Consider the following 14,005-nt stretch of genomic DNA (forward strand, 5'->3'; position numbering starts at 1 on the left):
CCTAAGAGCTTTTAATCAGATATCTGGTTGCCTGACTGCTAACCACACGAAAAAGGCCCCCGGCAATCGCCGAGGGCCTTTCCCAATTCTATCCGACGGGCTTACAGGCCAGTCGAGACGTCGATGGTGTTACCCTCTTCGAGAGTAACGTAAGCCTTCTTAACGTCCTTACGGGTGCCGAGCGAACCGCGGAAGCGCTTCACTTTACCCTTAGTGATTGTTGTGTTGACCGCTTTAACCTTCACACCAAACAGAGCTTCAACAGCTTGCTTGATCTGTGGTTTGTTTGCTTCGATCGCAACTTCGAAAACAACAGCATTAGCTTCAGAAGCCATTGTTGCTTTTTCAGTGATGATCGGCTTGCGGATCACATCGTAGTGTTCTGCTTTCGCGCTCATGCTAAACGAGCCTCCAGTGCTTCAACACCTGCTTTAGTCAGAACAAGAGTGTCAGACTTCAGGATGTCGTAAACGTTAGCACCCTGAGAAGGGAGAACGTTCAAGGTTGTGATGTTAGCAGCTGCCTTTTTGAAGTCAGCACTGACTTCGGCGCCATCGATGATCAACGCACGTTTCCAACCCAACGCACCAACCTGTTTGGCCAGCGCAGAAGTTTTGGTGTCTTTGACGTTGATGTCGTCGATGATGACCAGCTCGCCTGCTGCCACTTTCGCGGACAGAGCGTGCTTAAGACCCAGCTTGCGGAACTTTTTGGTCAACTCGTGGGCGTGGCTACGTGGGGTCGGACCCTTGTAGATACCACCCGAACGGAAGATCGGAGCACCACGGGAACCGTGACGTGCGCCACCAGTACCTTTTTGGCGATAGATCTTCTTAGTCGAGTAAGACACTTCGGAACGACCAAGTGTGTCGTGTGTACCCGCCATTGCCTTGTTGCGCTGCCAGCGAACAACACGGTGCAAGATATCCTTGCGTGGCTCAAGACCAAAGATCTCGTCGTTCAGTTCGACGGAACCAGCAGCCTTGCCGTCCAATTTGATTGCATCAGCCTTCATTGTTTTCGCCTCCCTCAACTGGAGCTTCGGTTTGATCAGCCGCAGTCGCCGCAGTTCGCAAAGCAGCAGGGTACGCAACACCTTCAGGAGCAGCCTTTTTGACAGCGTCCTTCAGAGTAACCCAACCACCTTTAGAACCGGGAACAGCGCCTTTGACCATGATGATACCACGGTCGGCATCGGTCTTAACGACTTGCAGGTTCTGAGTGGTGACTTTCGCCGCCCCCATGTGACCAGCCATTTTCTTGCCTTTGAAAACCTTACCGGGATCCTGACACTGACCAGTTGAACCGTGTGAACGGTGAGAGATCGAAACACCGTGTGTCGCGCGCAAACCACCAAAGTTGTGGCGTTTCATCGCACCAGCAAAACCTTTACCGATCGATGTACCAGATACGTCAACGTACTGGCCTTCGAGGTAGTGATCAGCAGACAGCTCAGCGCCGACTTCGATCAGGTTGTCTGCAGAAACGCGGAATTCCGCAACCTTACGCTTAGGCTCAACCTTTGCAGCGGCAAAGTGACCGCGCATCGCTTGGCTTGTGCGCTTCGCTTTTGCAGTACCTGCGCCCAACTGAACAGCTGTGTAGCCGTTAGTTTCAGCTGTACGCTGTGCGACAACTTGCAGGTTTTCGAGAGAAAGAACGGTCACAGGAATCTGCTTGCCGTCTTCCATGAAAAGCCGGGTCATGCCGACTTTCTTTGCGATAAGTCCTGTACGGAGCATCTAAGACCCTCCTTAAACAGAAATCTGGACGTCAACGCCAGCAGCCAGGTCGAGCTTCATCAGCGCGTCCACTGTCTGTGGTGTTGGGTCGATGATGTCGAGAAGACGCTTGTGCGTACGGATCTCGAACTGATCACGGGATTTTTTGTCAACGTGTGGACCACGTAGAACGGTGAATTTTTCGATCTTGTTTGGAAGTGGGATCGGACCACGCACAGATGCGCCAGTGCGCTTTGCTGTGCTAACGATTTCCTGCGTGCTTGCATCAAGCACCCGGAAATCAAACGCCTTCAGGCGGATACGGATGTTTTGGCTGTTCGCCATATTCATCACCCCTAGATTAGGGCCTAGATCGGAGAGGAAGACCCGCGCTCATCGCACACCTTCATCGCGTCTTTTCCCCAACAGAAAAAGGCGCGCAAAGCGCACCCCTGTTGGATTTGAGCCGTATAGGGGGAGTCGGATGATGTGTCTAGTCTATACGCAATATTTTCTACGTGATTTAGACGCTAAATCTGTATCAAGTTAAATATGCCCGCCTGCGATACTAACAAACTCGATTAGCCAGATCGCCACTTATGTACCAACAACGTTCAGAAATATCTACTTGGTGCAATAAAACGTTAGCGTATATCACATAGCAAAAGGCCGCTCCATTTCTGGAGCGGCCTTTGTGTATTGAGTAACTCCTGAGTGGGTTCTCGGTGTTTGCAAGCAAACCCCTGCCACCCACGCGGTGCGTTTGCGGCCCTAGGGCCGCAAGCCGCTCCGGAATTATTCTACGATTTTAGAAACAACGCCGGCGCCGACTGTGCGGCCGCCTTCGCGGATCGCAAAGCGCAGACCGTCTTCCATCGCGATTGGTGCGATCAGCTCAACGTTGAACTTCAGGTTGTCGCCCGGCATGACCATTTCTGTGCCCTCTGGAAGAACAACAGTGCCTGTCACGTCAGTTGTACGGAAGTAGAACTGTGGACGGTAGTTCGCGAAGAATGGTGTGTGACGACCGCCTTCTTCTTTGGTCAGAATATAGGCTTCTGCTTCGAACTTTGTGTGTGGGTTCACTGAACCTGGCTTACACAGAACCTGACCACGCTCAACGGCTTCACGGTCGATACCACGCAGAAGAACACCAACGTTGTCGCCTGCTTCACCGCGATCAAGCAGCTTGCGGAACATTTCAACACCAGTACAGGTCGTTTTTTGTGTTTCGCGGATACCAACGATGGACAGCTCGTCACCAACGTTCACAACACCACGCTCAACACGGCCAGTCACAACTGTACCACGACCAGAGATCGAGAACACGTCCTCAACTGGCAGCAAGAACGGCATGTCAACCGCACGTGCAGGTGTTGGGATGTAGTCGTCAACAGCAGCCATCAGCGCTTTGATTGAGTTCGCGCCGATTTCTTCGTCACGCTCTTCCATCGCAGCCAAGGCTGAACCTGGGATCACTGGAATGTCGTCGCCTGGGTACTCGTAAGAGGACAGCAGTTCACGGATTTCCATTTCAACCAGCTCAAGCAGCTCTTCGTCGTCTACTTGGTCAACTTTGTTCATGTAAACAACCATGTACGGGATGCCAACTTGGCGGCCCAACAGGATGTGCTCACGGGTTTGTGGCATTGGGCCGTCAGCCGCGTTCACAACCAAGATCGCGCCGTCCATTTGCGCAGCACCTGTGATCATGTTCTTGACGTAGTCGGCGTGGCCGGGGCAGTCAACGTGCGCATAGTGACGTGTTTCAGTCTCATACTCAACGTGCGCTGTAGAGATCGTGATACCACGGGCTTTTTCTTCGGGCGCGCCGTCAATCTGGTCGTAATCTTGGAAATCACCAAAATACTTTGTGATCGCCGCAGTCAGCGTCGTCTTACCGTGGTCAACATGGCCAATTGTACCAATGTTAACGTGCGGTTTTGTACGTTCAAACTTTTCCTTAGCCATGATGGCCTCCTTGGATATTCAAATTATGTGATGCCCCGGGACAGGCCCGGGGCGCCTAACCCGAAAGGGTTAAGCGTATTTCTTTTGGATCTCGTCCGACAGGTTCTGCGGTACGGGTTCGTAGTGATCGAACTGCATTGTAAAGTTCGCACGGCCCGAAGACATCGAGCGCAATGTGTTGATGTAGCCAAACATGTTCGCAAGCGGAACGAAACAGTCAATCGCAATCGCGTTACCGCGTGTGTCTTGACCCTGAACCATGCCGCGACGTGATGTCAGATCGCCAATGATGCCACCAGTATATTCTTCGGGTGTAATCACTTCGACTTTCATGATCGGCTCGAGCAGTTTCGCACCAGCTTTACGCATACCTTCACGCATACACATACGTGCAGCGATTTCGAATGCGAGGATGCTGGAGTCAACATCGTGGAATTTACCGTCAAGCAGCTCCACTTTGAAGTCGATCACAGGGAAGCCAGCGAGTGGGCCGCTATCCATGACGGACTTGATGCCTTTTTCAACACCGGGGATGTATTCCTTAGGAACGGCACCACCAACGATCTTGGACTCGAACGAATAACCTTCACCAGGCTCTGTAGGCATGATGTTCAGTTTTACTTCACCGAACTGACCTGAACCACCAGACTGTTTCTTGTGCGTATAAGTGTGCTCAACAGCGTGACCAATGGTCTCGCGGTAAGCAACTTGCGGTGCACCGATGTTCGCCTCAACTTTGAATTCGCGCTTCATGCGGTCAACAAGGATATCGAGGTGAAGTTCGCCCATGCCCTTCATGATGGTCTGACCAGATTCGAGGTCAGTTTCCACACGGAAGGATGGATCTTCGGCAGACAAACGCTGTAGCGCAAGGCCCATCTTCTCTTGGTCGCCTTTTGTTTTAGGCTCAACGGCGATCTCGATCACGGGATCAGGGAACGTCATTGTTTCAAGAACGACAGGCTCGTTGATCGAGCAAAGTGTATCACCTGTTGTCGTGTCCTTCAGCCCACCAAGCGCGATAATGTCACCAGAGAATGCTTCGCTGATTTCATCACGGTCGTTGGAGTGCATGATCATCATGCGGCCAACGCGCTCTTTTTTGCCTTTGGTCGAGTTCAGGAAGTTGTCGCCCTTTTCCAATTTACCGGAATAGATCCGTGTAAATGTCAGGGAGCCCACGAATGGGTCATTCCAGATTTTAAACGCAAGTGCAGAGAACGCCATGTCATCGTCCGCACGGCGGGCAATGTCACGAACTTCGTCTTCGTCACCGGGTTTAAAGCCCATGTAGTCAACAACATCGAGCGGGCTTGGTAGGTAGTCGACAACAGCGTTCAACAGAGGCTGAACACCTTTGTTTTTGAATGCCGAACCACCAAGAACAGGCACGAATGACATGCTTAGCGTACCCTTGCGGATCAGCTTGCGCAGTGTTGGAACGTCAGGCTCGTTACCTTCAAGGTATTCCATCATTGCGTCGTCGTCTTGCTCAACGGCTGCTTCGATCAGTTTACCGCGCCATTCGTCAGCTTGGTCTTTCAGGCTGTCACGAATAGGTGCTTTGATCCATGACGCGCCAAGGTCTTCGCCCTGCCACAGCCATTCTTCCATAGTGACGAGGTCAACCAAGCCTTCAAGCTCAGTTTCTGCGCCAATTGGGAAAGCGATAGGAACAGCACGCGCACCAGTGCGGTCTTCAACCATGGCAACACAGTTAAAGAAGTCCGCGCCGATTTTGTCCATTTTGTTGACAAAAACCATACGTGGAACTTTGTAGCGATCAGCTTGGCGCCAAACAGTTTCTGTTTGCGGCTCAACACCAGCGTTAGCGTCAAGAACACAGACCGCACCATCAAGAACCGCCAAAGAACGCTCAACTTCGATTGTGAAGTCAACGTGGCCAGGGGTGTCGATGATGTTCAAACGGTGCTTTGGGCTATCAGCAGTTTCACCATCTTCTGTGCGTTCCCAGAATGTGGTTGTCGCAGCAGACGTGATAGTAATTCCGCGCTCTTGCTCCTGCTCCATGTGGTCCATGGTTGCAGCGCCGTCGTGCACTTCGCCGATGTTGTGCTCTTTACCTGTGTAATACAGGATCCGTTCAGAACATGTGGTCTTACCGGCGTCGATATGCGCCATGATACCAAAGTTCCGGTACAGTTCGAGAGGATACTCGCGTGCCATATCAGATGTTTCCTATTACCAGCGGTAGTGGCTGAACGCTTTGTTCGCGTCGGCCATTTTGTGGGTGTCTTCACGCTTTTTAACGGCTGTACCGCGGCCATTCACGGCATCGATCAGCTCGCCAGAAAGGCGTTCTTCCATTGTGTTCTCGTTGCGTGATTTCGCAGCTTTGATCAACCAACGGATGGCCAAAGCTTCACGGCGCTCAGGGCGCACTTCAACAGGAACCTGGTATGTTGCACCACCGACGCGGCGCGAACGCACTTCGACGGAAGGCTTAATGTTTTCAAGCGCCTCGTGGAATACTTCTACAGGGGCTTTTTTCAGCTTGTCTTCAACGCGATCGAATGCGTTGTAAACGATGCGTTCAGCAACAGATTTCTTACCATCGATCATGAGGTTGTTCATGAACTTGGTTAGAATGATATCGCCAAACTTTGCGTCTGGCAGAACTTCGCGTTTTTCAGCGGCGTGACGACGTGACATCTAATCTCTTCCTTACTTAGGACGCTTCGCGCCGTACTTAGAACGACGTTGCTTACGGTCTTTAACACCTTGGGTATCAAGTACACCGCGCAGGATGTGGTAACGAACACCTGGCAAATCTTTTACACGGCCGCCGCGGATCAGAACCACTGAGTGTTCCTGAAGGTTGTGGCTTTCACCGGGGATGTAAGAGATGACTTCGAAACCGTTTGTCAGGCGCACTTTGGCAACCTTACGCATCGCAGAGTTTGGTTTCTTTGGTGTCGTTGTATAAACGCGTGTGCAAACGCCGCGTTTTTGTGGGCAAGATTCCAAGTGCATTGACTTGGATCGTGTAACTTTTGGCTGGCGCGGCTTGCGGATCAGCTGCTGAATCGTTGGCATCGTTTGATGTTCCCATCTATTCACGTGTGTGCCCTCTTACGAGGACGGTTTCTAAAAATACTTTTCGTCTTCGAAAAGCACAAAAATTCCGCAGTCGAACCCTTACCGGAGGTTCGGTGCGGTTGGGCTACAGAGGAACAAGACAATAGGCGTCCGGTTCTTGACCACTCAACTTTGATATCGGAACAAAAGAGGGAATTCCCCTAGTCCGGATGAGCGGCGTATAGGGGGAGTCGGAATGCCTGTCAACAGGCTGGGCAATGCGTTACCGCCCAGACGGCACAGGGACCCGACGCACGCGGTAGCGGCTTTCGCGGTACAACGTAAATAGGCCCGTCGCCACGACAATAGTTGCACCGATGATGGTTAACATATTGGGCCATTCCCCAAACACCAAAACCCCAAGGATCAACGCAACGACTAGACTTGTATAGCGGAACGGCGCGACAAAGCTGATTTCGCCCCAGCGCATCGCGGTGACCGAAAATATATAGCCGCAGATCAAGAAACCTGTCGCACCTAACAATTGCAACGTTGCCTTGGTCGTAAAGGGAACGGTTTCAGTAAACAGTGACCCAACGCCACCAAGCATGGTAACGCCAACCGCTGCGATCAACGCGACAAAGATTGACGGGACATCACGTGACATTCGGCGCACAACGACATCGCGCAAAGTGATACACGCGACTGCGGCCAAAGCATACATACTGAATAGATTGAAATCCGCCCCACCCGGCTGAATGATTAACAGCACGCCGGCGAAACCGATGCTAATCGCAGCCATGCGACGCCAGCCAAGTGGTTCGTTTAAGAAAATCATCGCACTAAGACTAACGGTCAACGGAAGCGACTGCAAAATTGCGCTCACATTTGCGATGGGCATGTTGAACAAGGCGGTCAGAAAGAAATAAGTGCCCCCTACTTCGCCTAAGCTGCGCAGCGTAATCAACCCCCACTCGCGGCGCGGTAGGTCAAAGCGCAGCTGCCCCATCATTCGGCACATAATCAACAGACAGATTATCGCCCCAACACCCCGCCAAAGCACAGCCTCAAACAGAGGGATTTCGTCCGAAAGCGCCTTCATAAAAGCGTCATTCACCGTGTAAGCGCACATGCCCCCCATCATAAGAAGCGCGCCGCGAATATTTTCTGAAATTGGAGCCATTACCAATCAGTAGCATGTGCAATTGATAGCGCAAGGCACCTTGGAAAACGACATCAACGAACGTCGGCAAACCATGGGATAACCGTAGAGAATAATTGCGGTGTCATTAACCCAGGAGACACCAAAAATTCCGCCATACGTCCCACTGTTCGCACCGGCTTCGCAAAAACTTCGACGTCGTGATAAATCACGCGCCCGAGATAGTCGTCGAACAATACCCGCGTTTCCTGTTTAATATTCATCAGTGTCGCTGCAAAACAAGCCTTACGGAAACGCCCGTCAATCAGAACAGTATCGACCTTTGCTGCAATCGGGTCGTCCCACACTTCCAAGGGGTAACGCCAGTATTGGTCCGATCTTCTACGGGTTTGCGGGTATCCCCATTCTTTTGTCACCCCGATGTTAATGGGCATCGCAACAGCCGTCGGCTTAACATGGGCCGCGTTCAAAACTTTGTTCAAACTTTCAGCCCAACGGGCATCTGATTCAACTGACACACATGGAATACCTAATTCCGCAGCCAATCGTGTTGAGCCGCCACTACCATATTCTATTATGCCTTGCGCCAATTTGTAATTTTCACGTACGAACTCTTGCTCTTTTTCAGGAAACGAAAGCGGAAAATCAGTGGGGGATCGTGCGGCGTCAGTAGGCATGGGTGCATTACCTTTAGGTTGGATGTTCGCATGATAGGTATCTTCAATAATTTGCAGCTCATCAGAGATATCACACTCCGCGATCAACTCATTCTTGGTCTTTTCTACAGCATGCTCCCAGCGCAATATTGATAGATCAGTCGTCTCGTTTTTGTTATTTTCTTTATAGAAATCATCAGTGTGTCGGGGGCTATAATTTATTTTTTGTTTGTGCCCCCTACCCCGTATTTTTTTCATCTCAAAAGATAGCGGGTCACGAACAATATAATGATTGATTTGCGCGATATCATAGCCAACTTCATCATCTAAAAGAAACGCGTAAGCATCATCGCCATTTTCAAGCCATGACTGGTGCCGCCGCCGAGCGCGGGCGTTCGACGATGCGCCTAATTCATGGCCTGACCCAACGATAAAACTCGACAGCTTCGCAGCTCCCGGAACGACTTGGCATCTATGGAGTAACGGCGAAAAACCATTTGTCAGTTTTCCAACCTTAAAAAACGTTTTGAACTGAGTGTAAGAAGATTCAACTTCGCACCGCGTAAACGTATTATTAATATATGATCCAGAAAATTTATCCTGCCCAGAGTCGCCAAATAAACGCCAATTGACCAACATACCTTCAACGGAACGTTTTTCGAGATAATCAGCCAAAGCTGAAACCCGACCATCAGCCAACTTTATGTTAAGGTATTCGTCGGCATCCAAAAAGATCGCCCAGTCTCCGTCGACTAGATATTGCAGATCATGAACCACCTGTACCGCACTTTTTTGAGGCGACATATCTTCGGGAACGGTTTGGTCGAAATGGTGAATGACCCCCGCATCCGACAGTTTTTTTAACAGTGGATATGACCCATCAGTGCATTCATTGGTCACAATACAAATACGATCAAAGCCGATGCTTTTATGATATGCAATCCAGTCAAGTAAGAAGGGAGCTTCATTGCGCATTGCAGAAAAAAGTACAGCGGCCATGCTTGATCCCTCATTAACGTCAGTCGAAGTTATAAATAAATGCTCCCTATAATTCCAGCGCAGTAGCTATTCCACAACAAAAAGGCCCCCGCAATGCGAGGGCCTTTTCATTTGTTGCTTTGCGTTTTTACGCATTGCCTTCCGGCGTATCGACCGCAAGATCGCTGAACACGTCGCTTTCGGAAACGTCGTTTGACGATTCCATTGGCGCAGCAAGAGCAGCAGCTTTTTCGGCTTCGATACGACGCGCATCAAGTACAACGTTATCACGGTCAGCAGCAACTTTACGCATTTGCTGTGTCGCGCCGCCAGTACCCGCAGGGATCAAACGACCCACGATGACGTTTTCTTTGAGGCCGATCAGTTTATCACGTTTGCCCTGAACCGAAGATTCGGTCAGCACGCGTGTGGTTTCCTGGAACGACGCCGCAGAGATAAACGAACGTGTTTGCAGCGATGCTTTGGTGATCCCCAATAGGATCGGCTCGCCTGTTGCCGGACGATCGCCGCGTTTCAGCGCCTTCGCGTTGGCCTCATCAAACTCGGCCTTATCGACGTTCTCGCCTTTCAGCAGAACAGTGTCACCGCTGTCTTGGATTTCCCATTTCTGGAGCATCTGACGCACGATAACTTCGATGTGCTTATCGTTGATCTTAACGCCCTGCAGACGGTAAACGTCCTGAACTTCGTCGATCATGTAGTCAGCCAAGGCTTCGACACCCATAACCGCAAGAATATCGTGCGGAGCAGGGTTGCCGTCCATGATGTAGTCGCCCTTCTGGACAAAGTCACCTTCCGCAACCGGAATGTGCTTACCCTTAGGCACCATGTATTCGACCTTCACTTCTGCATCATCAGAAGATTCAATCGCGATGCGGCGCTTGTTCTTATAGTCCTTGCCAAAGCGCACGTAGCCATCGATTTCCGCGATGATTGCGTGGTCTTTTGGACGACGCGCTTCGAACAGTTCAGCAACACGTGGCAGACCACCGGTGATGTCCTTGGTCTTGGCGCCTTCACGCGGGATACGCGCAACAACGTCACCAGCTTTGATCTCCTGACCGTCTTCGACAGACAGGATGGCATCAACAGACATACCGTAGGCGACGGGGTTACCGTCGTCTTTCATGGCAGGTTCACCATCAGCACCGACCACGATGATCTTTGGTGCAAGCTCATTGCCTTTTGGTGCCGCACGCCAGTCAGCAACGATACGCTGGGTCATACCCGTTGCATCATCGGTGTCTTCACGAACTGCGATACCGTTAACCAGATCGACGTATTTCGCCGTACCTGATTTTTCAGCAATGATCGGCAGAGTGTATGGATCCCATTCGAACAGCTTATCGCCGCGCAGGATATCCTGACCTTCTTTGACGAACACCTTAGAACCGTAGCCAACCTTGTGGTTAGCAAGCTCTGTGCCTTCGGCATCTGTGATCGACAGAACCATGTTCCGGCCCATGACGACCATTTCACCGGCAGCATTTTCCAACAACGATGCGTTATCAAAGCGGATTTTACCCGGCTGTGATGCCTCTTGGAACGACTGTTGGCCACCTTGCGCAACGCCACCAATGTGGAATGTACGCATTGTCAGCTGTGTACCAGGTTCACCGATTGACTGCGCGGCAATAATGCCGACAGCTTCGCCGATGTTGACGCGCGTACCGCGGGCAAGGTCACGACCATAACACATTGCACAGACGCCATCTTCGGCCTCACATGTCAGCGGGCTACGGATACGCATTTTGCCAATTGCTGCAACGTCGATCATGTCGGCTTTGCGTTCGTCGATCAGTTCACCAGCTTCGACGATAACTTCGTCTGTGCCCGGCTTCAGAACATCATCAGCAGACACACGACCAAGGACGCGTTCAGCCAAGGATGATACGACCTCACCGTCGTTTACGGCAGCTTCGGCAGTGATCGCACGCTCTGTACCACAATCGATCTCGCGAACGATGCAATCTTGCGCAACGTCAACCAGACGACGTGTTAGGTAACCAGAGTTCGCAGTTTTCAACGCGGTATCTGACAGACCCTTACGGGCACCGTGGGTCGAGTTGAAGTACTCGAGAACGGTCAGACCTTCTTTAAAGTTCGAGATGATCGGCGTTTCGATGATTTCGCCGTTTGGCTTAGCCATCAAACCGCGCATACCGCCCAGCTGTTTCATCTGCGTAACAGAACCACGCGCACCCGAGTGTGCCATCATGTAAACCGAGTTAGGCTCGTTTTCGGCGCCGTTCGCATCGCGACCAGAATCCGAAATGGTCGACATCATCGCATCAGTGACTTTGTCGTTGGCCTTTGACCACGCATCCACAACTTTGTTGTACTTTTCACCCTGAGTGATCAGGCCGTCCATGTACTGCTGTTCAAAGTCTTTCACGAGGTCACGTGTTTCGCCAACCAGTTCCCACTTGTTATCAGGGATAACCATGTCGTCCTTACCGAACGAGATGCCAGCCTTAAACGCTTCGCGGAAGCCCATCGTCATGATCTGGTCACAGAAGATCACCGATTCCTTCTGACCGCAGTAGCGGTAGACGGTATCAATAACTTGCTGAACTTCTTTCTTACGCAGCAGACGGTTCACCAAAGCAAACGGCGCTTTAGCGTTCATCGGCAACAGACCACCAAGACGCATACGGCCCGGTGTGGTTTCGAAGCGGATCATCACCTCGTTACCTTCTTCGTCGATCTGCGGCATACGCGCGCTGATTTTAGCATGCAGGTGCACCTCACCAGCGTTCAAAGCATGTTCGACTTCTTCGATGTCGCGGAATTCCATACCTTCGCCCTTCATGCCTTCGCGCATGATGGTCGTGTAGTACAGACCCAAAATCATATCCTGTGAAGGAACGATAATCGGCGCACCGTTGGCAGGCGACAGAACGTTGTTCGTAGACATCATCAAGACGCGTGCTTCTAGCTGGGCTTCCAGCGAGAGAGGCACGTGAACAGCCATTTGGTCACCGTCAAAGTCAGCGTTAAACGCAGAACAGACAAGCGGGTGAAGCTGGATCGCTTTACCTTCGATCAGGGTGGGTTCGAACGCCTGAATCCCCAAACGGTGCAGCGTAGGCGCACGGTTCAGGAATACTGGGTGCTCGCGGATCACCTCGTCCAAGATATCCCAAACTTCGGGACGCTCTTTTTCGACCAGCTTCTTCGCCTGCTTCACGGTAGAAGACAGACCTTTTGCTTCAAGGCGCGAATAGATGAACGGCTTGAACAGCTCGAGCGCCATCTTCTTGGGCAGACCACATTGGTGCAGCTTTAGCTCTGGACCAGTCACAATGACCGAACGACCAGAGAAGTCGACGCGCTTACCCAAAAGGTTTTGACGGAAGCGACCTTGCTTACCCTTCAGCATGTCGGACAGCGATTTCAAAGGACGCTTGTTTGCGCCAGTGATAACGCGACCACGACGGCCGTTGTCGAACAGCGCATCAACAGATTCCTGCAACATCCGCTTTTCGTTACGGACGATAATGTCAGGTGCGCGCAGTTCGATAAGACGCTTCAGACGGTTGTTCCGGTTGATCACACGGCGATACAGATCGTTCAGATCGGATGTCGCGAAACGGCCACCATCCAGCGGCACCAGTGGGCGCAGCTCTGGTGGGATCACAGGGATCACGGTCATAACCATCCATTCAGGACGGTTGCCCGATTCCAAGAAGCTTTCAACGATCTTCAAACGCTTGATGATCTTCTTAGGCTTAAGTTCGCCTGTTGCTTCTTTCAGGTCGGCGCGCAGTTGGTCTGCTTCGCCTTCCAGATCGATCTGGGACAGCATTTCACGGATCGCTTCAGCACCGATGTTGGCTTGGAACGCGTCCATGCCGTACAGATCCTGCGCGTCGTTGAATTCTTCTTCGGTCATCAGCTGACCATAGGTCAGATCTGTCAGACCGGGTTCGATTACAACGTAGTTTTCGAAATATAGAATACGTTCCAGATCACGCAGCGTCATGTCTAGCATCAGACCGATACGGGATGGCAGCGATTTCAAGAACCAGATGTGTGCAACGGGTGCAGCTAGTTCGATGTGGCCCATACGTTCACGGCGAACTTTTTGCAGCGTTACTTCAACACCACATTTTTCGCAGACAACGCCGCGATATTTCATGCGCTTATATTTGCCGCATAGGCATTCGTAATCTTTGATTGGGCCAAAGATACGCGCACAGAACAAACCGTCACGCTCTGGCTTGAACGTACGGTAGTTGATGGTCTCTGGCTTTTTGATCTCACCGAACGACCATGACAGGATACGTTCTGGAGATGCCAAAGACACCTTGATTTCGTCAAACGTTTTTGCCGGTGTGAGCGGGTTAAACGGGTTGTTTGTCAGTTCCTGGTTCATCATCAATTCCTTGAATTGGGTGCAGTGGGGAGAGGGCGGGCGATGGTTTTTTCTAGAAAAACCATCTGACCCTAAGAAA

Annotated in this window: 11 protein-coding genes; all 11 read right to left on the bottom strand. The window is 51.4% G+C overall.

Annotation, left to right across the window (positions count from 1 at the left end):
* Positions 1-101: 101 nt before the first annotated feature.
* The 11 genes from CYQ09_RS13820 to rpoC all read right to left on the bottom strand — a co-directional run bounded on the left by CYQ09_RS13820 (position 102) and on the right by rpoC (position 13,926).
* On the bottom strand, positions 102-398 hold the full coding sequence (locus tag CYQ09_RS13820; RefSeq protein ID WP_106358383.1) for a 50S ribosomal protein L23: 297 nt from the start codon (positions 396-398) through the stop codon (positions 102-104).
* Complete coding sequence (rplD, locus tag CYQ09_RS13825; RefSeq protein ID WP_106745991.1) at positions 395-1,015, bottom strand: 50S ribosomal protein L4; 621 nt, start codon at positions 1,013-1,015, stop codon at positions 395-397. The genes CYQ09_RS13820 and rplD overlap by 4 nt, the downstream gene beginning before the upstream one ends.
* The gene (gene rplC, locus CYQ09_RS13830) at positions 1,005-1,742 is read right to left on the bottom strand and encodes a 50S ribosomal protein L3 (RefSeq protein WP_106745992.1); all 738 of its coding nucleotides are present in this window, start codon (positions 1,740-1,742) and stop codon (positions 1,005-1,007) included. Before rplC ends, rplD begins: the two co-directional genes overlap by 11 nt.
* Before the next feature lie 12 nt (positions 1,743-1,754).
* On the bottom strand, positions 1,755-2,066 hold the full coding sequence (gene rpsJ, locus CYQ09_RS13835) for a 30S ribosomal protein S10 (protein WP_106746178.1): 312 nt from the start codon (positions 2,064-2,066) through the stop codon (positions 1,755-1,757).
* Positions 2,067-2,516: 450 nt separating this feature from the next.
* Positions 2,517-3,692: an elongation factor Tu gene (gene tuf / locus CYQ09_RS13840; protein WP_106358362.1), complete on the bottom strand. Its 1,176-nt coding sequence runs from the start codon at positions 3,690-3,692 to the stop codon at positions 2,517-2,519.
* Between the two features lie 69 nt (positions 3,693-3,761).
* Positions 3,762-5,879 carry an elongation factor G gene (gene fusA / locus CYQ09_RS13845; protein ID WP_106745993.1) on the bottom strand — a complete coding sequence of 706 codons (2,118 nt, stop codon included), beginning with the start codon at positions 5,877-5,879 and terminating at the stop codon, positions 3,762-3,764.
* A 15-nt stretch (positions 5,880-5,894) separates the two neighbouring features.
* Complete coding sequence (gene rpsG / locus CYQ09_RS13850; RefSeq protein WP_106745994.1) at positions 5,895-6,365, bottom strand: 30S ribosomal protein S7; 471 nt, start codon at positions 6,363-6,365, stop codon at positions 5,895-5,897.
* A gap of 12 nt (positions 6,366-6,377) precedes the next feature.
* Positions 6,378-6,749, bottom strand: coding sequence for a 30S ribosomal protein S12 (gene rpsL, locus CYQ09_RS13855; RefSeq protein ID WP_093990610.1), 372 nt, complete (start codon positions 6,747-6,749; stop codon positions 6,378-6,380).
* 265 nt (positions 6,750-7,014) lie between these two features.
* Entirely contained in the window at positions 7,015-7,914 is a 900-nt protein-coding gene (locus CYQ09_RS13860; RefSeq protein ID WP_106745995.1) for a DMT family transporter, read from the bottom strand.
* A gap of 53 nt (positions 7,915-7,967) precedes the next feature.
* Entirely contained in the window at positions 7,968-9,548 is a 1,581-nt protein-coding gene (locus CYQ09_RS13865) for a glycosyltransferase family 2 protein (RefSeq protein WP_106745996.1), read from the bottom strand.
* A 127-nt stretch (positions 9,549-9,675) separates the two neighbouring features.
* Positions 9,676-13,926: a DNA-directed RNA polymerase subunit beta' gene (rpoC, locus tag CYQ09_RS13870; protein WP_106746179.1), complete on the bottom strand. Its 4,251-nt coding sequence runs from the start codon at positions 13,924-13,926 to the stop codon at positions 9,676-9,678.
* Between the last annotated feature and the right edge of the window lie 79 nt (positions 13,927-14,005).

This window comes from Yoonia maritima, assembly GCF_002933395.1.
In the GTDB taxonomy this organism is placed as follows: Bacteria; Pseudomonadota; Alphaproteobacteria; order Rhodobacterales; family Rhodobacteraceae; genus Yoonia; species Yoonia maritima_A.

What these genes read in the sequence shown, in the direction of transcription:
- CYQ09_RS13820 (WP_106358383.1), bottom strand. Translation starts at nt 398, where the DNA reads ATGAGCGCGAAAGCAGAACACTACGATGTGATCCGCAAGCCGATCATC.
- rplD (WP_106745991.1), bottom strand. Translation starts at nt 1,015, where the DNA reads ATGAAGGCTGATGCAATCAAATTGGACGGCAAGGCTGCTGGTTCCGTC.
- rplC (WP_106745992.1), bottom strand. Translation starts at nt 1,742, where the DNA reads ATGCTCCGTACAGGACTTATCGCAAAGAAAGTCGGCATGACCCGGCTT.
- rpsJ (WP_106746178.1), bottom strand. Translation starts at nt 2,066, where the DNA reads ATGGCGAACAGCCAAAACATCCGTATCCGCCTGAAGGCGTTTGATTTC.
- tuf (WP_106358362.1), bottom strand. Translation starts at nt 3,692, where the DNA reads ATGGCTAAGGAAAAGTTTGAACGTACAAAACCGCACGTTAACATTGGT.
- fusA (WP_106745993.1), bottom strand. Translation starts at nt 5,879, where the DNA reads ATGGCACGCGAGTATCCTCTCGAACTGTACCGGAACTTTGGTATCATG.
- rpsG (WP_106745994.1), bottom strand. Translation starts at nt 6,365, where the DNA reads ATGTCACGTCGTCACGCCGCTGAAAAACGCGAAGTTCTGCCAGACGCA.
- rpsL (WP_093990610.1), bottom strand. Translation starts at nt 6,749, where the DNA reads ATGCCAACGATTCAGCAGCTGATCCGCAAGCCGCGCCAGCCAAAAGTT.
- CYQ09_RS13860 (WP_106745995.1), bottom strand. Translation starts at nt 7,914, where the DNA reads ATGGCTCCAATTTCAGAAAATATTCGCGGCGCGCTTCTTATGATGGGG.
- CYQ09_RS13865 (WP_106745996.1), bottom strand. Translation starts at nt 9,548, where the DNA reads ATGGCCGCTGTACTTTTTTCTGCAATGCGCAATGAAGCTCCCTTCTTA.
- rpoC (WP_106746179.1), bottom strand. Translation starts at nt 13,926, where the DNA reads ATGAACCAGGAACTGACAAACAACCCGTTTAACCCGCTCACACCGGCA.